The organism is Carnobacterium maltaromaticum DSM 20342 (genome assembly GCF_000744945.1).
GTDB classification, from domain to species: Bacteria; Bacillota; Bacilli; order Lactobacillales; family Carnobacteriaceae; genus Carnobacterium; species Carnobacterium maltaromaticum.
Genome location: NZ_JQMX01000001.1, coordinates 1557537 through 1576651 on the forward strand (window position 1 = coordinate 1557537; position 19115 = coordinate 1576651).

General features: G+C 33.2%; 20 protein-coding genes. 9 read left to right on the forward strand and 11 right to left on the reverse strand.

What is annotated here, in order from left to right; translation table 11 throughout:
• Nucleotides 1-170: 170 nt before the first annotated feature.
• Complete coding sequence (locus BR77_RS07540; RefSeq protein WP_035064464.1) at nucleotides 171-1910, reverse strand: ABC transporter ATP-binding protein; 1740 nt, start codon at nucleotides 1908-1910, stop codon at nucleotides 171-173.
• Nucleotides 1911-2339: 429 nt separating this feature from the next.
• Between BR77_RS07540 and BR77_RS07545 the strand changes: the two genes are divergently transcribed.
• Nucleotides 2340-4580, forward strand: coding sequence for an ATP-binding cassette domain-containing protein (locus BR77_RS07545; protein ID WP_015075661.1), 2241 nt, complete (start codon nucleotides 2340-2342; stop codon nucleotides 4578-4580).
• A 51-nt stretch (nucleotides 4581-4631) separates the two neighbouring features.
• Here the strand turns inward: BR77_RS07545 and BR77_RS07550 are convergent, their stop codons facing one another.
• The 5 genes from BR77_RS07550 to BR77_RS19060 form a co-directional block, all read right to left on the reverse strand.
• Complete coding sequence (locus BR77_RS07550) at nucleotides 4632-4949, reverse strand: DMT family transporter (RefSeq protein WP_016356338.1); 318 nt, start codon at nucleotides 4947-4949, stop codon at nucleotides 4632-4634.
• A gap of 16 nt (nucleotides 4950-4965) precedes the next feature.
• Nucleotides 4966-5289, reverse strand: coding sequence for a DMT family transporter (locus BR77_RS07555; RefSeq protein ID WP_010053248.1), 324 nt, complete (start codon nucleotides 5287-5289; stop codon nucleotides 4966-4968).
• Nucleotides 5290-5458: 169 nt separating this feature from the next.
• Nucleotides 5459-6196: an immunoglobulin-like domain-containing protein gene (locus tag BR77_RS19420; protein ID WP_236700885.1), complete on the reverse strand. Its 738-nt coding sequence runs from the start codon at nucleotides 6194-6196 to the stop codon at nucleotides 5459-5461.
• Between the two features lie 65 nt (nucleotides 6197-6261).
• Complete coding sequence (locus BR77_RS19425; RefSeq protein ID WP_015075657.1) at nucleotides 6262-6789, reverse strand: hypothetical protein; 528 nt, start codon at nucleotides 6787-6789, stop codon at nucleotides 6262-6264.
• Between the two features lie 558 nt (nucleotides 6790-7347).
• Complete coding sequence (locus BR77_RS19060) at nucleotides 7348-7656, reverse strand: hypothetical protein (RefSeq protein ID WP_035064467.1); 309 nt, start codon at nucleotides 7654-7656, stop codon at nucleotides 7348-7350.
• Between the two features lie 64 nt (nucleotides 7657-7720).
• On the opposite strand from BR77_RS19060, the gene BR77_RS07570 reads away from it, so the two are divergent.
• Together BR77_RS07570 and BR77_RS07575 are read left to right on the forward strand one after the other, a co-directional pair.
• Entirely contained in the window at nucleotides 7721-8560 is an 840-nt protein-coding gene (locus BR77_RS07570) for a pyridoxamine kinase (protein ID WP_015075655.1), read from the forward strand.
• A gap of 261 nt (nucleotides 8561-8821) precedes the next feature.
• Complete coding sequence (locus BR77_RS07575; protein ID WP_015075654.1) at nucleotides 8822-9376, forward strand: ECF transporter S component; 555 nt, start codon at nucleotides 8822-8824, stop codon at nucleotides 9374-9376.
• 470 nt (nucleotides 9377-9846) lie between these two features.
• On the opposite strand, the gene BR77_RS07585 is transcribed toward BR77_RS07575, so the two are convergent.
• Together BR77_RS07585 and BR77_RS07590 are read right to left on the reverse strand one after the other, a co-directional pair.
• Nucleotides 9847-10566 (reverse strand): LytR/AlgR family response regulator transcription factor, encoded by a 720-nt coding sequence (locus tag BR77_RS07585; RefSeq protein ID WP_015075653.1) that lies wholly within the window; start codon nucleotides 10564-10566, stop codon nucleotides 9847-9849.
• Nucleotide 10567: 1 nt separating this feature from the next.
• The gene (locus BR77_RS07590) at nucleotides 10568-11860 is read right to left on the reverse strand and encodes a sensor histidine kinase (RefSeq protein ID WP_015075652.1); all 1293 of its coding nucleotides are present in this window, start codon (nucleotides 11858-11860) and stop codon (nucleotides 10568-10570) included.
• Nucleotides 11861-12042: 182 nt separating this feature from the next.
• Here BR77_RS07590 and BR77_RS07595 point away from each other — a divergent pair, with 182 nt between their 5' ends.
• The 4 genes from BR77_RS07595 (at nucleotide 12043) to BR77_RS07610 (ending at nucleotide 13564) form a co-directional block, all read left to right on the forward strand.
• A complete protein-coding gene (locus BR77_RS07595; protein WP_016356336.1) occupies nucleotides 12043-12444 on the forward strand; it encodes a hypothetical protein in 402 nt (133 codons plus the stop codon).
• Nucleotides 12445-12466: 22 nt separating this feature from the next.
• On the forward strand, nucleotides 12467-12967 hold the full coding sequence (locus BR77_RS07600; RefSeq protein WP_015075650.1) for a hypothetical protein: 501 nt from the start codon (nucleotides 12467-12469) through the stop codon (nucleotides 12965-12967).
• Between the two features lie 35 nt (nucleotides 12968-13002).
• A complete protein-coding gene (locus tag BR77_RS07605; RefSeq protein WP_015075649.1) occupies nucleotides 13003-13242 on the forward strand; it encodes a hypothetical protein in 240 nt (79 codons plus the stop codon).
• 73 nt (nucleotides 13243-13315) lie between these two features.
• The gene (locus BR77_RS07610) at nucleotides 13316-13564 is read left to right on the forward strand and encodes a hypothetical protein (RefSeq protein WP_035064476.1); all 249 of its coding nucleotides are present in this window, start codon (nucleotides 13316-13318) and stop codon (nucleotides 13562-13564) included.
• A gap of 308 nt (nucleotides 13565-13872) precedes the next feature.
• Here the strand turns inward: BR77_RS07610 and BR77_RS07615 are convergent, their stop codons facing one another.
• A complete protein-coding gene (locus BR77_RS07615) occupies nucleotides 13873-14505 on the reverse strand; it encodes a nitroreductase family protein (RefSeq protein ID WP_015075647.1) in 633 nt (210 codons plus the stop codon).
• Between the two features lie 259 nt (nucleotides 14506-14764).
• Here BR77_RS07615 and BR77_RS19065 point away from each other — a divergent pair, with 259 nt between their 5' ends.
• Nucleotides 14765-14902: a hypothetical protein gene (locus BR77_RS19065; RefSeq protein ID WP_015075646.1), complete on the forward strand. Its 138-nt coding sequence runs from the start codon at nucleotides 14765-14767 to the stop codon at nucleotides 14900-14902.
• A gap of 298 nt (nucleotides 14903-15200) precedes the next feature.
• The gene (locus BR77_RS07620) at nucleotides 15201-16379 is read left to right on the forward strand and encodes an RtcB family protein (protein WP_015075645.1); all 1179 of its coding nucleotides are present in this window, start codon (nucleotides 15201-15203) and stop codon (nucleotides 16377-16379) included.
• A gap of 43 nt (nucleotides 16380-16422) precedes the next feature.
• On the opposite strand, the gene BR77_RS07625 is transcribed toward BR77_RS07620, so the two are convergent.
• Both BR77_RS07625 and BR77_RS07630 read right to left on the reverse strand, forming a co-directional pair.
• Complete coding sequence (locus tag BR77_RS07625; RefSeq protein WP_035064479.1) at nucleotides 16423-17703, reverse strand: MFS transporter; 1281 nt, start codon at nucleotides 17701-17703, stop codon at nucleotides 16423-16425.
• A gap of 20 nt (nucleotides 17704-17723) precedes the next feature.
• The gene (locus tag BR77_RS07630; RefSeq protein WP_016356335.1) at nucleotides 17724-19004 is read right to left on the reverse strand and encodes an alkaline phosphatase family protein; all 1281 of its coding nucleotides are present in this window, start codon (nucleotides 19002-19004) and stop codon (nucleotides 17724-17726) included.
• Nucleotides 19005-19115 lie beyond the last annotated feature (111 nt).

Here is a 19115-nt window from a genome sequence, read left to right on the forward strand (position 1 = left end):
AGTTGCTAAAGCAACAAGAACCATGACAAAGCAACAAGAACCTTAGTGAACCAACATTTATGGATCACAGTCCATCTTCGATGGATGTGTATCATGGTTCTAAGTTGCTAAAGCAACAAGAACCATGATAAAGCAACAAAAACCATGACACAACATGATACAACTATCCATTAAGTTAATTGGTGCTCCACAAAGCTACGATACAATTCGTGATTAGCCACCAGCTCACTATGAGTTCCCATACCTGTAATGCGACCATGTTCAATAAAAATAATTTTATCTGCATGGACTATCGTCGATAAGCGATGGGCAATGACGAATGTTGTTCTGCCTTCCATCAGATTACTTAAGGCCTGTTGAACAACTCCTTCCGATTGACTATCCAAACTTGCAGTCGCTTCATCTAGCATTAATATTTTAGGATCACGTAAGAAAGCTCTGGCAATTGAAATTCGTTGCCGTTGCCCCCCAGATAATTTCATTCCTCGTTCGCCAACCTCTGTGTCTAACCCCTTAGGCAACTCGCGAATGAAGGTTTCGGCATATGCTAGTTTAGCGACTTTCCAAAGCTCATCTTCAGAAAATTCTTGTTCCAATCCATAAGTTAAATTATCTCGAATGCTGCCAGATAACATCGCACTTTCTTGCGAAACATAACCAATCTGACGACGCCAAGAATGTAATGAAATTGATTCTAATGGTGTCGACCCAACTTCAATACTGCCTTCTTTAACAGAGTAGTACCTTTCTAGTAAAGAAAATAAAGTCGTTTTTCCAGACCCACTAGGTCCTGCAAAGGCAATAACTTCCCCAGGATTCGTTTCGAAATTGATATCGGCTAAAATCGGTTCGTTTGGATTGTACTCAAATGAAACATCCTTCATTTGAATCATTTTTCCAGCTACATCAAAATCCAAGCCTTTTTCTAAGTCTTCACTTTCCATACTTAAAATCTCAGTAATTCGCTCAGTTGCACCTTTGGCTTTTTGCAATTGGGTAAAGAAAGTTACAAATGAAGTTACAGGGAAAATAATTTGAAATAAATAGAGTAAGAAAGCAATTAATGTTCCTGTTGTTAGTGTACCTTCTTGAACTCTAATCCCGCCATAAACAATAATCGCAACAATAATCGCCATCATAACTAAAAATATAATTGGGCCAATAATTGAAAATAGTTTGGCTTCTTTTAATCCAAATTTAAATAAGCGATTAATTCCAGCTTCACCATTTTTAATTTCAGTTTCTTCACCGCTTGATGATTTCATCAAACGAATTTCAGCCAATGTTTGACTAACAATTCCAGTGAAATCAGCTGTTTCATTTTGGGTTGCTTTGGATATTTTTGCCATTTTTGATCCTAATGGTGTGATAAATAACGCTGTTATCGGAATTGCGATTAACATCATTAACGTCATTTTCCAATCCATAATCATTAAAATAGTGACTGCACCAATAATAGAAATGATTCCACTGACAAACTGTGGGAAATGCTGCGTAATTAAATCTTTAACTAAGGTTGTGTCGTTAATTAAGCGACTGACAATCTCTCCTGTTTTGGTTTCATCAAAATAAGAAACTGGCAGATGGACAAGCTTCTTCCACACTTTTTCACGTAAGCGAGCAACCATTTGTTGTCCCATGTAGCTTAGCATATACATTGAAACACCATCTGTAATCGCCTGAAAAATAAAAGCTAATACGATTCCAACAATAACCATCCAACTTAGAGATTCTATCGAAAAATTATCAATTAAATTTTTAGTAAATAGTGGTACAACCAGACCAATCAATGTTGTAATCAAACTAAAGAATAAACCAAAGAAAATCAATATTTTTCTGGGCTTCGTGTCATTCAGTAAAGTAAAGAAATTTTTCCATGAACCTATTTTGGGCGTAGCACGTTCTTCCATCCTATTATTCTCCCCCTCCAAATAAAAGCTGCTCTTGATTATAGCTTGTTTTTATTTTTTTCACTACTATTTTGATCATAAATCATCCTTAAGTCTTAGTTGAATAACTTTCGTTTTAAATTATGAAACTAGCTAGCTATATTCCTTGACTTCATTTTAACAATTTGTTATTATTTTAGTTCGTGACTTTAAGCCCTTTCTAAAAATAAAAAATTTGCTCGTGAACATGCTGTTGCTAAGCCTCATTAACTTAGTGCTGTAATTCAGGTTCAATAGATTTTAAAAGCACTTACGCGTTCTTTTTGAACAATCTGCTCGTCTATTAGACCCGTTACTTACCTCAACAGCCTATTTACTGTGTCTTCATATGCCTATTTTTTTATTTGAAAGAAAGATATAGTTACTAAAAAAAGTATTGGGGGAGTTTAATTGACACAAGAATACATTTATTTAAATGGGGCTAGAGAAAATAATTTAAAAAATATCTCTTTAGCTATTCCTAAGCGAAAAATCACCATCTTTACTGGTGTTTCTGGATCTGGAAAATCATCAATCGTCTTTGGGACTATTGCAACAGAATCTCAACGCCAATTAAATGAAACCTACAGTGCTTATTTACGAAATTTTTTACCAAAATACCAACAACCTGATGCTGATTCGATTGAAAATCTTTCAACTTCCGTTATTATTGATCAAAAACGGTTAGGCGGAAACTCCCGTTCTACATTAGGAACAATTACTGATATTAATCCTCTATTAAGACTTCTATTTTCTCGAGTCGGAACCCCTTACGTTGGAACTGCCAATTATTTTTCATTTAATGATCCACAAGGTATGTGTCCAGAGTGCCAAGGTGTCGGCAAACAGATTACCGTTAATCTCGATAAATTATTAGATCGTACGAAATCATTGAATGATGGAGCTATTCTGTTTCCAACATTTTCTGTTGATTCTTGGTATTGGAAAATCTATGCTCTTTCAGGATTTTTTGACAATGACAAACCAATCAACGACTATACAGCTGAAGAATTAAATCTGCTACTTTATGGAAAAGATATAAAAATAACGCTCGGTAGTGATTTTGGTGCGTTAAACTCAAATTATGAAGCTTTAGTTGAAAAATTCAATCGCCTGTATTTAAAAAAAGAAGGCGAAATGGCTGAATCAACTAAAAAAAGAGTCGCTCCTTTTACTCATGAAGCTGGTTGTACATTGTGCCATGGAGCCCGATTTTCTCAAGCGACCTTAAACTGCCGCATCAATAACTATTCGATTGCTGATTATCTGGCAATGCAAATGGATGAACTATTAAACGCACTGGCAGAAATTACCGATCCTATTGCTAAACCTTTAATTACTAGCTTACTAGAACGCATTCAACATCTGGTTGATATCGGTTTAGATTATGTCAGCTTAGATCGTGAAACTACCACTCTATCTGGTGGAGAATCTCAACGTGTTAAAATGGTCCGTCACTTAAGTAGTAGCTTAACGGATTTACTTTATATTTTTGATGAACCTAGTGTGGGTCTGCACCCTAAAGATGTTCACCGTTTAAACGAACTACTTGTTAAATTACGAGACAAAGGCAATACCGTTTTAGTGGTGGAACATGATCCTGACGTCATTAAAATTGCAGATCATATCGTTGATGTTGGACCTTTAGCTGGTAAAAAAGGTGGCGAAATTATGTTTGAAGGTAGTTATGCTGATTTATTAACTTCTGATACATTAACAGGGAACTATTTGCAAAAAAATCTCGCACTAAAAAGTAATCCGCGTAAAGCTACTGGTGGATTTTCAGTTGCACATGCCAATCTCCATAATCTTAAGAATATTGATGTCACAATTCCAAAAGGTATTTTAACTGTTGTAACTGGGGTAGCTGGTTCTGGTAAAAGTACGCTAATTGAAGATATTTTCTTAAAAGAACATCCAGATAGTATTGTCATTGACCAATCGGCTGCCCATGCTAGTAGTCGCTCAAACCCTGCTACTTATTGCGGGATTATGGATACGATTCGTAAAGAATTTGGAACTGCTAATCAAGTTAGCCCTTCTCTATTCAGCTTCAATTCAAAAGGAGCTTGTGAAGATTGTAAAGGTTTAGGTTTTACAACTATGGATTTAGCTTTTATGGATTCTATTCGTACGGTATGTGAAACATGCCAAGGGAAAAGATTTCAAGAAACGGTTCTAACCTACCATTTACAAGGAAAGTCAATTAGTGATGTTTTAGAAATGACGGTTACTGAAGCCTTAGATTTCTTTACTACTCCAAAGATAACTAAGAAATTACAAGCGCTTGAAGAAGTTGGAATTGGTTATTTAACACTGGGACAGTCGCTTAATACTCTTTCTGGTGGAGAATGCCAACGGTTAAAACTAGCTAATGAGTTGCATAAAAAAGGCAGTATTTATATTATGGATGAACCATCAACAGGTTTACACATGTCTGATATTGAAAAAATTATTGATATCATGAATACCCTTGTTGAAAAAGGCAACACGGTAATTGTTATCGAACATAATTTAGATATTATTAGAAGTGCGGATTGGATTATTGATCTTGGTCCTGCTGGCGGAAGTAAAGGCGGACAACTAATTTATTCTGGTCCACCTGCACAAATCAAAGAACAAGCGAACTCTGTAACTGGAAAATATGTATAAATAAAAAAACTTGCCAGTAGACTAGTTCTACTGGCAAGTTTTTTTATTGTTCTAACTTAGTAGTTTCAAACCAATTGTTGAAAGTAAGATTAAGGCAATAAAAAATAACCTTGGCCAACTTTTTGAATCTTTATAGACTACTATACCAACAATTGTCGTACCTACCGTGCCAATTCCAGTCCAAATTCCATATCCTGTACCCATTGGGATTGATTGTAATGCAAAAGAAAGTAACAACAAACTAATTCCCATTAAAACAATGGCAAAAAAAAGAGCGCTCTTTTTTCCATCTGCCAAGCGTTTAATATTCATGACACCAATAATTTCAATTAAACCTGCTACGAATAATGCACCCCATGCTAACGTCATTCAATGTCCTCCTTTTTTACTTGCCTTTTGCTTCTACTAGCTTTAATCCGATAATTCCGATTAATAAAGTCATCATTAAAAAAGCTTTCAATGGATAAATGGATTCATTAAACAACCAAATACCTACAAGTATCGTTCCAACTGTTCCTAATCCTGTATAGACTGCATATAGTGTTCCCACTGGCAGATTTTTGGCAGCTAACGTAAACAAACCATAACTAATCGTCACACTAATAATCGTCGCTATCCATTGCCAGATTGTGGTTGAATGAGCCAAACCAGTTACCCAAGCAACTTCTAAAATAGCGCCTATAATGACATATACCCAACTTCTGTTCATTCTACACTTCCTTACTCAATCATGATTACTTTTTAAAGTCCTTGTTTATTTTAACATAAGTATTTTTTATTGTAAGCCCGTTTTCAGCGGATTTTAATTAAAAAAATACTAGTCCATTAAGAGTTAACTCTTAATTGACTAGTATTTTCTTTTCGGTTCCAAACCAACATTAGCTTACTGCTTCATAGACCCAATTCACATTGTCATTTTCACATGTTTGGAAGGTCACCCGTTCACCTCCGCCAGTACCAATCATTTGATCCCAATAATCAACACCATCCCGAACACCGACAGCATTATCATTGACTTCATAGACTCGATTAATTGTATAGTTTGTTGGTGTTCCATTTCCATCTGTAATCGTTACTTGGCTACCAATTCCAACATTAAATAGAGCGCTAAAGACACCCGGGTTATGACCGATAATATGTGTATTTAAACCATCGCTTCCTGATTGAATAGCCGCACCTCCCCAAGTTGAAGCAACTGGAGCGTTATCGATGATTGACTGTCCAGTTCCTTGACCGCCATTTTGATAAGGTATAGCAGAGCCTCCAACATAGATAGTCATTGGAGCGTAACTTGGTGCTGGTGGAGCTATTGGATCTGGATTTGAAATAGGTGCAGGCGTTACAGCTTCTGCTTCAGAATTCACATCACTAGAAGTATCAGTCTCTGGATTAGTTTCATTTGCATTTTCATTGGTTGCTTCTGGCTCAACATTATCTGCAACTGGAGCAGCTTCCACAATGACATTCCGTTCTTTTTCTACTTTGTTACCTGATTTATCAGAGACCGTATATAGTAAGGTATAAGTTCCAGCTGTATTAGGGTCAACTGTACCGGTAACTTGCATTTCAGAAGTTAAATTTCCATCAATCAAGTCCGTAGCACTACTATTTTCCATTGCATTAAATTTTGCTCCAAAATTGATTTTTTCATCTGTTACATTCAGAGTTGGTTTTGTTGTGTCTATAACAGATAGAATAATTTTTTATTGGTTTTATTTCCAGAATAGTCCGTACTAGCTATTTCTAACTTTTGTTCTCCTAGATCTTTGGTATCAACTGGTTTATACGTGATAATTCCGGTTAAATCACCATCAGCATTATCAATTACATCCACATAATCCGTTAGATTAAAATTAGATCCTGCCTCAATCTCAACCTTTTTCACTGTTATTTCTGGAGGGACTTCATCTGTAACATCAATTTTAACGACTTTTTCAAAAATTTCATTATCCTCTTTAGTTAATTGCAAAGTTAGAGAGTATTCACCAATTTTTTCAGGTTCAATTTTACCTTTAATAATTTTAACATCTTTAATTCCTTGCTTTTCTAATTGTTTTTCAATGACTGCTGCATTGATGTTTTTTCCATAAGGTATTTCAATGGGTTTAATAACAATTTCTTCTTCTTTTGCTTGCACTAAAATTGCCGTTCCCGCTCCAATAATAATGGTTCCAATAATAGTTAAAAACAAGACATTTCCAGACCGCATTTCAATCCCCTACTTCCTTAATTATATTGGTATTAATCGGTTATTAAAAAGAATAAAAGACCTTTTCACACTCATGAATAACATGAATAAATAACATCTTAATTTCTCAACCAAATCATACAATAAAATAACAAAAAACAAAAGATACACGACTTATTTATAGACTTTTTTTTCAACTAAAATAACATTGTGAAAATTAATTTTTCACAATGATTAACACCTATATGATGCAACTATCTTTGAATAAAGTTTTTTTGTAAGTGAAAAAAAAAACTAATGAGCAACTTAATAACAATAAAAATAAATAACAAAAAAATAGTTTTCATTTTATTAGTTATCTCAAAAAAATTCTATCAAGCATAATAGGATTAGAAGTTATTTTTTAATTTTAAAAGAATAACCAAACCGTTAATTAGAACGAGAGAAAATATAATGAGTAAAATAATAGTTAAAAGCTTTATAGTTTATTGCTACTCATGCTATAATTGGGGCTTAATGATTGGATTTTTATACTGCATTTTATTTTTAGCCACTTTTTTAATTTTATAAGTCTTAAAACTAATTCTTTTGAACCAGCTCTTCGAGAAAAAGATGAAATTCCGAGGTGACAAAAAACGTTACATCAACTTTCCCTATTTTCTTGCCAGAGCTAAATGGCTCAACAAACTTTTTATTAGGACAGTTCTTTTGAGCCAGTCCTTCGGAAAAAAGATGAAATTTCGAGATGGCAAAAAACGCCATATCAAATTTCCCTATTTTCTTGCCAAAGCTAAACGGCTCAACAAACTTTTTATCAAGGCTAGTTCTTTTGAGCCAGTCCTTCGGAAAAAAGATGAAATTTCGAGATGGCAAAAAACGCCATATCAAATTTCCCTATTTTTCTGCCAGGCCTATACGGCTCAACAAACTTTTTATACGAGGAGAGATATACATGCAAAAAAAAGTTTTAGTTGTTCATGATTTATCTGGAGTCGGAAAGGTTGCCCTAACTGTCACTTTGCCGATTCTTGCTACTTTAGGGTTTGAATCTTGCGTCTTGCCAACTGCGTTACTTTCAACTCACACTGGAGGGCTTGGAGCTAATACTTACTTAGATTTAACAGAAGAAATGAAAAAAATCATTGCTCATTGGAAATCTTTAGATTTAAAATTTGATGCTATTTATACAGGTTACTTAGGCAACCCGAAACAGATTGATCTTGTGATAGATACTATTGATACGATGACAGCCTCACAATGTCCTGTCATCATTGATCCTGTTATGGCTGATTCAGGTAAACTTTATCGTGGCTTTCAACCAGATTATCCAGCAAAAATGCGTAAATTATGTGAAAAAGCCACAGTCATTATCCCAAATTTGACTGAAGCTGCATTACTTTTAGAAGAACCTTTTCAAACAGGTCCTTACACAAAAGACTATATTGAAGATTTATTAAAACGTTTGGGACAACTAGGTCCAAAAAAAATTATTTTAACTGGCGTTTATTTTGACGAATTTGAAATTGGGGCTGCTTCTTTTGATGTTGAAACAAATAGAATCAATTATGCTTTAGATAAAAAGATGATTGGACATTATTTTGGAACTGGGGATATTTTTGCTAGTATAGTAACTGGCTCGGTATTATCTGGTAAAGACATTCATACAGCAAGCGAAATTGCTGTTCGTTTTATTCACGATGCCATTTCAAAAACTCTTCAGCAAAAACAAGATCCTAAATTTGGTGTTTGTTTTGAAACGGAATTACCCAAACTACTAAAAATAATTATCTAGGCTAGCTCTTTTGAGCCAACTCCTCGGAAAAAAGATGAATTCCCAAAAAAGTAAACTGACACTTTTCTTGCAATTCTCTATTTTTCTGCCGGAGCTGACCGGCTCAACGAGCTTTTTATCTAGGCTAGCTCTTTTGAGCCAACTCCTCGGAAAAAAGATGAATTTCCAAAAAAAGAAACTGACACTTTTCTTGCAATTCTCTATTTTTCTGCCGGAGCTGACCGTCTCAACGAGTTTTTTATCGATTAAAGGAGGAATTTTATGCTAAATTCAAACAAAAACAAAACATATATGATTGTGTTAACAGGGCTATTCGCTGCGATTACATTTCTAGGCGTCCAAGTTTTTAGAATTCCTTTACCAGCTGCAGTAGGGGCCCCATTTATTCATTTTGGAAATGCACTTGTTGTTCTTTCTGTGCTACTTTTAGGTTTCAAATACGGAGCTGCCGCTGGTGCAATCGGTCTTGGGATTTTTGATTTATTAAACGGATATGCTAGTTTTGCAGTATTCACAATGATTGAAGCAATTATTGTAGCCGCAGTTGTTGCAACTATTTTCCGCTTATTTAAACATGATGATTCTAAATTTTATGTAATTTTACTGATTGCAATTGCAGCTGGAATAACAAAAATTATTGAGTCTTATGTACAGGGAGTGATTGTTTCTTTAATTGCGGGTACGACTTTACAAGTTGCCTCAATTGCCTCATTTGTAAGTTTATATGCAACTGTGATTAATTCGATTTCAACTGTAATTTTAGTCTCTCTTTTATATTATCCATTGAAAAAAATCATGCTTAAAAATAGTCATTAATTGATGTGTAAACTAGAATAAAACAGCCTGCATTCCACAAAAAATACTTTGTGGAATGCAGGCTGTTTTATTTTGGAAAAGTCAATAGAATGTTATCCTTATGCTATTTTTCCTGATAAAATGTTGGCTATCTTTAAGAAGCATTACTAATAAAATCCTATGTATCCGTCTTTAACTTTCACGCTTTTTCGAAGAGTATATCCATTGTATGTTTTTGCCGACTTACCTGTCGAGAAGATTTTATACTTATATAAAATCTTCTGTATAAATTCAATTACTACAGTGCCATCCAAATCACTCACTATTTTTTGTGAATTTGCAAAGCTTTGGGTTGGGAAAATTAGAAGTATTAGCAGTGAGAAAAAAATTTTTTTCATATAAAATCACCTTCCAAATTTAATGTTTAATTGAAGTATAAACTAAATTTGGAAGTTATTACCTATCATTCATAAACGAATGGTATGTGTTCATTAATGCAACTTTTTTATGCCTCTGGTAGAAGCATAAATTATGCTCCCATCATTCATCTCAACTTCTAAGGTGTTTTTATTTATTTTTGAGACATTATCTTTATTCACAACAAAAGATCTATGACATCTAGTTAAATTAAATCCATATTTTTCAACATCTTTTATATTTCCATAATACTCTATTTGTTCATTTATTAAATTTAAAACTAAACGATGGGGTTTAGTTGATGTTTCAATAAATAAAATATCCTCTACTTTAAAAGTTCTAAGTTGGTTCCCTATTTTAATTGTAATCATATGTTTATTTTTAAATCGGTCATCTTTGTGTCGCTCGGAAGCCAATTTCATACATTCATATACTCTTAGCCTCATTGCTTCTTCCTCAGACTTGATGATATAATCCAATGCTTCAACCCGATATTGGAAAGCTAGAGGCATCAGTTCAGTATGTGAAGTCAAAAACACTATTTTGCCAAAAGTATCATACTTTCTAATCTCTGATGCCAATTCTATACCATTTAATTCTTGCTGTAAGTCTATATCCAAAAAATATAAACCTATCGGCTCTAGCTTTTTTACTAATTCTAATAGTTCCTTGATATCTCCAGTAGATAAAGTAAATTCCATCTCTAATTCCTCAATCATAATAACGTTCCGGATAATTTTCTCTAATTTTTCACGCTGTATTTTATCATCTTCACAAACAAAAACTGAAAGCATATTATTTCATCCTTTCTTGAATTCTTATTATCTGAGTAAATAAATTATTTTTAACTGATGTTTCTAACACAAAGTCATTTTCATTTATAATTTCTTGCAAATTGCTTAAACCTAATCCCCTATTCATTCCTTTTGATGAAAAGCCTTTTGTTTTAAGAGTTCGGATATTTTCAACAGTTCCACTACATGAATTTGATATAATAATAACAACTTCTTCTTCTTCCTTTGTAAACAGAATGTTTAATTTCCCTCCATTTAATGTTTCCAACTCTTCCAATGCATTATCTAAAATAATACCTAGACCTCTGACTAGTGCTAGTGAGTATTGGTTTTCCACTTCTATTTCCCCAATAACTGTAACATTCAATTCAATTCCATTTTCTTGGACATTTAAAAGTTTTGTTTGTAAAATACTTTTTAACTCAAAGTTTACAAGATTGTTGATTGAAGACAGTGTAAAATTTGTCTTTTGAAGATTTTTTTGAGATTCCTTAATCGTTATTTCATAATATTCTCGTAACTTTCCCCACTCCTTCTGTTCAATAAAATAATCTAACGACAATAAAATATTACGATAGTCATGTTTAAATTTTTTAATTTCATTATTTTGCTTTTCTACTTCTAAATTAAATTGTTCCGCTGCGTGAATCATTTCTTCTTTTTTTATATTTTCTATCCTTTTTTTTACTATCTCATTATAGAAAAAAAACTGCAAAGATAAAACGAATATGGCCACAAGAACTGTTGCAAAAATCGCATATCCAGAAAAATCATTATAATAAGAAATATACACAAATAGCTGATTCATAAGTAAAATGAAATACACAATAAATAATACGATTGTTAGACTTAAAAAGTAATTATTTTTCAACTTAATTTCAACATATAGTTTTCTAACTACTAAAAGTATAGGAATAGCTAACAAAATAAATAGGATATAAGGAATCAAATATGCTATTGGTGCAGAAAGTGTATTTATTGACGTGTTCCAAACTATATAACTTATAATATTTTTACAAAATCTAGGGATTAATAGCGATACAACTGTAATAAAAAGTCCATTTAGAGGAGGTTTTTTTTGACTTATCTCATAAATCAAAAAAAAGCCAAAACATAATAAATCAGCAATACTATCAAAATTGAAATGAACTATCAATATGACTAAAAATGACAACAATAAAATTAAAATTTTTTTCAAACTATTAAATAATTCAAAATAAAGAAAACAAAAATAATAACTGAATATCGCAAAAAATGAATATGTAAATGAATCTACAGTAATCCAATCAAACATCGTGAAACACTCCTTAAAATAAATTTAGAATTCTAAACTGCAAACTATGTCATTGAAAACAAACTCTATTTTATATATTATTATAGCATTTGTGAATCAAAATTAATCACTTATGAACAAAATAGTTTTCTTTATCTGATATATGTAATAATCAATTTATCAAATTTAAGGAGGAAATATCCATGCAAATCAAAAGAAGAGTTTTAATGATTAGCACACTATTACTTTCCTGTGCTTTTCTTGCCCAACCAGTTTATGCGTCAGAAAATACGGTTTATGACAGAACCAATACTTTAGATTTTATTGATTCCCCATTGTTGGATGAAGGAATATTAATTGAAGGTAGTGAGCATTATACTTACTTTCCAAATAAAGTATCTAGAGCTGTTTTTGGAGTATATTTAACCTCTTGGTTTCAAATGAAAGCCCCGGGTTTAAATCGCCGATGGCATGTTTCATATATTAATGGTGGTAAATATCAAGGGTGGTTATATGCAACTGGGAATAAAAAATTGGTTACCATGAATGGAGATGGAACTTTATTTTATAGCTATGAGTTTAGTGGTTTATTAGAAAAAAAATAATTAAGTGAATAGGGGAAAAGTCATGAAAAGAACTATTAAAATAATCTCAATAACCTTAACTGCTATGATACTAGTAAATGCTTTTTTATTCTCACCTATAGTGGTTAATGCTTCTGAAGCCAAAACTATACAAGAAACCATCGATTTAGAGTATTATAAAAATTCTCCATATTTTTCCGTTAGTTCCGATGGGAATAACTTTGAAATAGAATTAACTCGATCCGGATTGGTTCAATATTGTAAAGATAATAATTTGCCATTACCAGCTCCTGATTTAGCGCGAGCAGCTGGTACAACTAAAATAGTCGGTTCTGTTTTTTCTGGTACTTTCAAAATATATATAAAAAAGAGTGATTTGAATTTTATTGCAAATAGAGGTGCACCTGCAGTTGGTATGCTTTTAGGTGGAGTTAAGTATTTTGTCATAGCTAGTATAATATCATATATTACTCCAGGAACTTATAGTCATGTCCGAGTTTTTATCTATCAAAGCTACAGTTATCAATATTGGTATTACCAATAATTTATCATCTTAAAATACAGAAATGAGGGCTGAGTATGAAAAAATGGCTAAAATTAGGATTTTTCGGCATATTTTTAGACAATCATTTGAATCAATTTCATTTTTGGAAAAAAAATATCTATCGATTTATTATTTTTAGTTTTTCATCTCTTATTTTCTTTACACTTATATTTTCTATTATTACCAACTATCCCACTATTAAATTAATTAAGCTTTTATGCATTATTGCCCCAATTTATGGAATTGGAGCAACGATTGCAACTAAACAAGGCTAACATTATATAAAAACAAGCTTTTATGTGTTAGACAACTCATCAAGCTTGTTTATTTACTGGGGAGGATAAAGTTATGAAATGGCTAGGCTTAGGATTGATAGGGACCTTTTTAGACAATAATTTAAAAAGGTTTCCTTTTTGGAAAAAAAATATATATCGATTTATAGTTTTTAGTATTTCTTTTCTTTTGTTCTTTACTTTATTATTTTCTATCATTTCAAAGTATCCCTTGATTAATTTATTTAAGTTAGTATGTATTTTTTCCCCAATATATGGGCTTTGGGCAACTCTCTTAACTAATAAAAATTTTAAAGTAAAATAACTTTTTAATTATAAAAGGAAGCTACTATGAATGAAAATAAAAATAGTTTATAAAATAATTTTAACGATACTATTAACTTTAGCCTTTATACTTGGATGTTACACTATACTATTTACTGATTAAACCCTATTTTAATCGCTACACTTCTGCTTATTGGTCTTCAAACACTCCTAATTGGTTAGATATTTACAAGGTTTATAAAAAAACTTAACTTGCAGGACTTATAGCAGCTATCAATTAATCAAAAAGGCTCCATTCCGATCAGAATTTCCTCTGATTGAAATGGAGTCTTTTTGACTAATTAAATTTTAAACCCACTCGGTAATTTTTTCAATAGGTAAGCGTACAGATGGGAAACCTGCTTCAACCGCTTTTCCAATGGAAACAATCATAATTGGAACATAGCGAGCGGCATCCATATTAAAAGCCTCTGCCAATAATTCTTTTTTAAAACCACCGATTGCATTCGTATCATACCCATGTTCTCTAGCCACTAACATTAATTGCATCGCTACTAATCCTCCATCAATTAATAACGTCTCTTTTAAGTGATCAGGAGAAATGGTTTCATAATGATGTTTTAAATTTTTTAGTTGTCTTTCTTCCACTTCTTTTGGCATCAAGCCTCGTTCAACTGCTACCCCATAAATATCAGCTGAGTAAGCAAAACAATTGCGGTCACCAAATAAAAGAATCATCGCTGCAGATGTATCATTTTGTAGCACATTTGAACCAACTAGTGGACGTAGCTTTGCTTTTCCTTCGCTACTCTCAACGACAACAAAACGCCAAGGCTGCATATTTACAGATGATGGAGCAGATGTTGCTTCAGTTAAAATTTGAGCCATTTCTTCTTGCTGAATTTTAACGGCCTCATCATAGGCTCGAATTGAGCGACGTTCCATCATAATTTTATGAAAATCATTGCTGACCATTCCCATTCTAAATAAACCTCTTTCCATTACTATATATATCACTAAAATCAGCTTAAAGCTGACATAAATTCTTTCTTTACTAAATTCTGTGAATGACCAAATGATACCATACTTTTTCTGATTTTCACACTTGTCTATGCCTAAATTTTAGATTATTTAAGAAAAGCCAGAAATAAAAAAGATGAAAGATTCTCTTGTTAATAAAAAAATGTCATGTTATACTTCTTCTCGAGTTACCAAAACTAAACGGAAAGGAGCAGACATCATGAAAAATGCAGTTACTCAATTACAGATAGTTATTACGAAACAAGCAAGATTTGATTTATGTTTTGAATTTAAAGCCCCACTTATTTGTTTGAGTGGCAATAGTTTTCCCTCTGTTGTCAATGCTCTTAACAAATAGATGCTAGTCTTAATTTTTAGAAACAGTTCGTCAATCTCTTGGTTGATGAACTGTTTTTTTGCGTTTTTAAAGTAATTCTTTTTTAAGATAGAAGAACTAAGAGTAAGGTAGTTCTGAACCTAAAGCTCCAAGTTTACCATTCTAACTATTTTTATGGCCTGAACGGCTCAACGAACATTCTAAGGGAGGACGAAGCAATGAGTAATAAATTAAACCAACTAAGAGGATTTATCCAGCAATAGGAGAAATCGAATCTCTTCATTTCTCCTAAACTCTATAGAAAAGTTGAGGATTTGAAATGTTAACATTAAAAGGAAAATATAATGAAGCTGTTGTTTATACGGATATGCTTGATGATCATACGATCAGTCAAATTATTTCACTTTGTAATCAAGAATTTGCTAAGGATAGTCAAATTCGAATTATGCCTGATACTCATAGTGGCAAAGGTTGTGTGATTGGAACTAGTATGACCATCACAAACCAAGTCGTACCAAATCTTGTTGGAGTCGATATTGGTTGTGGACTTTATGTTGTAAAGTTAAAACCTGGACGTTTAAAATTAAATTTTGATAAGTTAGACCAATTGATTCGCAATCGAATTCCTAGTGGGCAAAGCAACCATGATACCGCAATGCACCAATTTGATTTCACAAAACTACATGCACCCGTCCATGAAGGCTGGGCCATGCGTAGTATCGCGACACTTGGTGGAGGCAACCATTTTATTGAAGTGAACCAAGGTGCAGATGGCATCTATTTGGTCATTCATAGTGGTAGCCGCAGTCTCGGCAAAGAAGTCGCAGAATACCATCAAGAAATAGCCTATCAAACATTAGCTACTAGACGAAAAGAGTTAAAAATAGAATTGAAGCACCAAATGAAAAAAGGTTTGATTGCAGAGGCCAATAGACTAGCAACCCTTCGTGAAACAATTAAGATTCCGTATGAGCTTTCTTATGTAGAAGGAAGCAATTTTGAAAACTATTTGAATGATATGAAAATCGCCCAAGCTTACGCTGCCTTAAATCGTAAATTGATGGCTGAAACGATTTTAAAAGGGATGAAATGGGACAACTTTGTCATCAGTACTTTTGATTGCGCTCATAACTATATCGATACTGAAAACTTAATGCTTCGAAAGGGCGCTACCTCAGCTCAAAAAGGGGAAGCACTTATTGTTCCATTAAATATGCGTGATGGGAGTATTCTTGCGACTGGGTTAGGCAATCCAGCCTGGAATTATTCTGCCCCTCATGGAGCTGGTCGGATTTTAAGTCGTTCCAAAGCTAAAGCTCAAATCAGCCTAGACAGCTATCAAAAAACAATGCGGCATATTTGGAGTACTTCCGTTTCTAAACATACCTTAGACGAAGCACCTAGCGCCTATAAACCAAGTAAACAGTTACAAAAAGATGTGACGGGTACTATGAAGATTCAAGAAATTATTAAACCCTTATATAATTTTAAAGGTTGACCAAAAAAGCGAGCTGAGAAATTCTCAACTCGTTTTTTTATATTTATAGATTCTCAATTTCATGGTCTACTTTAACAAAATAAAGTAAAATTCCTCCGACGACAAATAAAATAATTAAAGAAAATACACCATCTTTAGCATGTCCGGTAATTTGTGTCGTCACTGCGACTAATACAGGACCAATGACGGCAGCAAATTTGCCAAATATATTGTAAAATCCAAAAAATTCATTGGCTCTTTCAACTGGTATTAATTGGGCAAATAAAGAACGGCTCAAGGATTGAATTCCACCTTGGGCAGTTCCAACCAAGATAGCTAACACGATAAATTTAAGTAAACTATCGAGCTGAATCGCAAAAATACAAATTCCTATATACGTTAAAATACCAAAGAAAATCATTTCTTTATTTCCAACGCGCTTTGCTAAAACACCATATAAGATTGAGCACGGAAAAGCCACAATTTGAACAACTAACATAATGACTACAAGGTTATTCGCACTTAAACCAACATCTGTTCCAAAGGTCATTGCCATCGTTATAATCGTCCCTACTCCATCAATATAGACGAAGTAAGCAGCTAAAAATAGAAAAACATTGCGATGCTGGCGAATATGTTTGATTGTTTGCCATAAACGACTAAAGCTTTTAGCAACTATCTTAGGTTGTTTTTCAATATAAGTCGTTTGCTTCACATTTTTCCAATAAGGAATAGTAAAAATGAACCACCACAGCGCCGTCATAATAAAGGAACCTTTAATTAAAGTTCCTGTAGAAATTGGTAAAATTTCAGTTAATTGTAAAACGATAAAAAGTAAAAATGGAATGGTACTTCCGATATATCCCCAACCAAATCCAGCGCTTGAAACACGATCCATCCGCTTATTCGAGGTAACATCCATTAAAGAGGCATCATAAAAAATATTAGAAGCAGAGAAGCCAATTGCAGATAATACATAAAGAAATAATAATAGTTGCCAATTCTCATCAGGAACAAAAGCAAAACTTAGTGTTGCCACGACACCCAATCCTGTTGCAAGAGTAAATAAAGGATTACGATAGCCTTTATAGTCGGCAATTGCACCTAACAACGGAGCTAAAAGAGATACAACTAAAGTGGCTAAAGAATTTGCATAGCCCCAATATGCTGTTGAAGTGGCATCACTTAAGCCACCATTTTCAGAAACTACCTTAAAAAATAAAGGGAATACGACCGTTGTAATCATTACTGAGTATGCTGAGTTGGCCCAATCTTGCATAATCCAACTACGCTCTAATTTAGTGTAACGAAAGCGATCGTTCTCACTTTGTTTAATTTGCTCCATTCCTTCACATCCATTTCAGTTTAATTGACTTCATTAAATAATTCGATTAAAATTCGCCCATCAACTGGTTGAGGGTAACTCAATCCGATTGCATGTAGAAAAGTTGGTCCCTCGTCTATTAAATGTGCGTATGGAATTTTAGCTGCTGAATTGATTCCTGGACCACTAATAAATAAAGTTGTAGTATAATTTTCTTTTTTAGGACTAAATCCATGAGTGCCTTTGAGTAAAGTAGGATTTTCTGCTGTTTTTTCAACTAAAGGTCCGTTTATCCCGCTTTCAAAATAATAGCCACTTTTTGCTTCGATTAAAAATTGACAAGCTGAATCAGCTCCCATAGCAGCCGCTTCTTCACCAGTATAAATATGATCAATTTCTTTTTCTAGTTTACCTAAAGCAGCTTTAACTTCGGATAAATCAATATGTGGTTGAGTGTAAATATAACAAGAACCATCTGCTCCTTTTGCAATAACTTGCCAGTCTTTAATTTTTCCATCTTTATTTAAGGTTATCCATCCTTGCTCCTTAAATAATTGATTTAAGCGAATGACCGTATGGACGTCAATTTGATAATGATCACCTAGAATTGCAATAACCGTATCATCAAAAATACCTTTTTCTTCCATAGCCACAATCATCTGGCCAAGATGCTGATCCATCCGCTGAATAGCAGCCTGAGTTTCTGGCGTATTTACACCATATTTATGGCGTGTACTATCTAAATCAACTAAATGAACTGCAAATAAATCTGGATTTTTTGTTCTTATCGTATCAACCATTGATGCAGTAATAAATTCATCCAATTGAGGTTGTTGAATTCCATTGCGCAATTTTCCAAATTTGTTATTTAAATCGAAGATATACTTAGGACTTGAAGACCATAAAGAAACTCCTATTTGAGTTTTCCATTTACGATTTGGAAATATTTCAACAAAATTCCAATGAATAGATTTACTTCGTCCTGTAACTGGCCAAAGTAAACTTGCAATTTTATATCCAGCTTGATGAGCAACATCAAACAAAGTGGGAACTTTGATATCCTTTGCGTACCAGTGCCAATCTGGCGAATCTAAATGTGGTTGCAAATAGGTATTATTAATGATGCCATGTTTATTGGGATAAACCCCAGTCACAATTGATGTATGCGCCATATAAGTTAATGACGGATAAACTGTTTCAACTTCTGAAACAAGTGCACTGCGAGCTAATAATCGTTTAAAATTAGGTAAGTTTTTTGCATACTCTAAATCTTGGCTACCAAAAGCATCCAAAGAAATAATGTAAAGGCGTTGTTTAGGCATATGATGATAGTCCTTTCTTAATCTTACTCTCATTATTACATAGGTTTTATGGAAGTAAAGCAATTCAATGTATTTTTTTTGTAAATTTTTGATTTCTTACTGGACTTATTC

Coding starts and splice junctions, on each gene's coding strand:
- BR77_RS19425 (WP_015075657.1), bottom strand. CDS start 6,789: ATGCGGTCTGGAAATGTCTTGTTTTTAACTATTATTGGAACCATTATT.
- BR77_RS07600 (WP_015075650.1), top strand. CDS start 12,467: ATGAAAAGAACTATTAAAATAATCTCAATAACCTTAACTGCTATGATA.
- BR77_RS07625 (WP_035064479.1), bottom strand. CDS start 17,703: ATGGAGCAAATTAAACAAAGTGAGAACGATCGCTTTCGTTACACTAAA.
- BR77_RS07610 (WP_035064476.1), top strand. CDS start 13,316: ATGAAATGGCTAGGCTTAGGATTGATAGGGACCTTTTTAGACAATAAT.
- BR77_RS19420 (WP_236700885.1), bottom strand. CDS start 6,196: ATGGAAAATAGTAGTGCTACGGACTTGATTGATGGAAATTTAACTTCT.
- BR77_RS07595 (WP_016356336.1), top strand. CDS start 12,043: ATGCAAATCAAAAGAAGAGTTTTAATGATTAGCACACTATTACTTTCC.
- BR77_RS07605 (WP_015075649.1), top strand. CDS start 13,003: ATGAAAAAATGGCTAAAATTAGGATTTTTCGGCATATTTTTAGACAAT.
- BR77_RS07630 (WP_016356335.1), bottom strand. CDS start 19,004: ATGCCTAAACAACGCCTTTACATTATTTCTTTGGATGCTTTTGGTAGC.
- BR77_RS07540 (WP_035064464.1), bottom strand. CDS start 1,910: ATGGAAGAACGTGCTACGCCCAAAATAGGTTCATGGAAAAATTTCTTT.
- BR77_RS07585 (WP_015075653.1), bottom strand. CDS start 10,566: ATGCTTTCAGTTTTTGTTTGTGAAGATGATAAAATACAGCGTGAAAAA.
- BR77_RS07620 (WP_015075645.1), top strand. CDS start 15,201: ATGTTAACATTAAAAGGAAAATATAATGAAGCTGTTGTTTATACGGAT.
- BR77_RS07615 (WP_015075647.1), bottom strand. CDS start 14,505: ATGGGAATGGTCAGCAATGATTTTCATAAAATTATGATGGAACGTCGC.
- BR77_RS07590 (WP_015075652.1), bottom strand. CDS start 11,860: ATGTTTGATTGGATTACTGTAGATTCATTTACATATTCATTTTTTGCG.
- BR77_RS07550 (WP_016356338.1), bottom strand. CDS start 4,949: ATGACGTTAGCATGGGGTGCATTATTCGTAGCAGGTTTAATTGAAATT.
- BR77_RS07570 (WP_015075655.1), top strand. CDS start 7,721: ATGCAAAAAAAAGTTTTAGTTGTTCATGATTTATCTGGAGTCGGAAAG.
- BR77_RS19065 (WP_015075646.1), top strand. CDS start 14,765: ATGAAAAATGCAGTTACTCAATTACAGATAGTTATTACGAAACAAGCA.
- BR77_RS07555 (WP_010053248.1), bottom strand. CDS start 5,289: ATGAACAGAAGTTGGGTATATGTCATTATAGGCGCTATTTTAGAAGTT.
- BR77_RS07575 (WP_015075654.1), top strand. CDS start 8,822: ATGCTAAATTCAAACAAAAACAAAACATATATGATTGTGTTAACAGGG.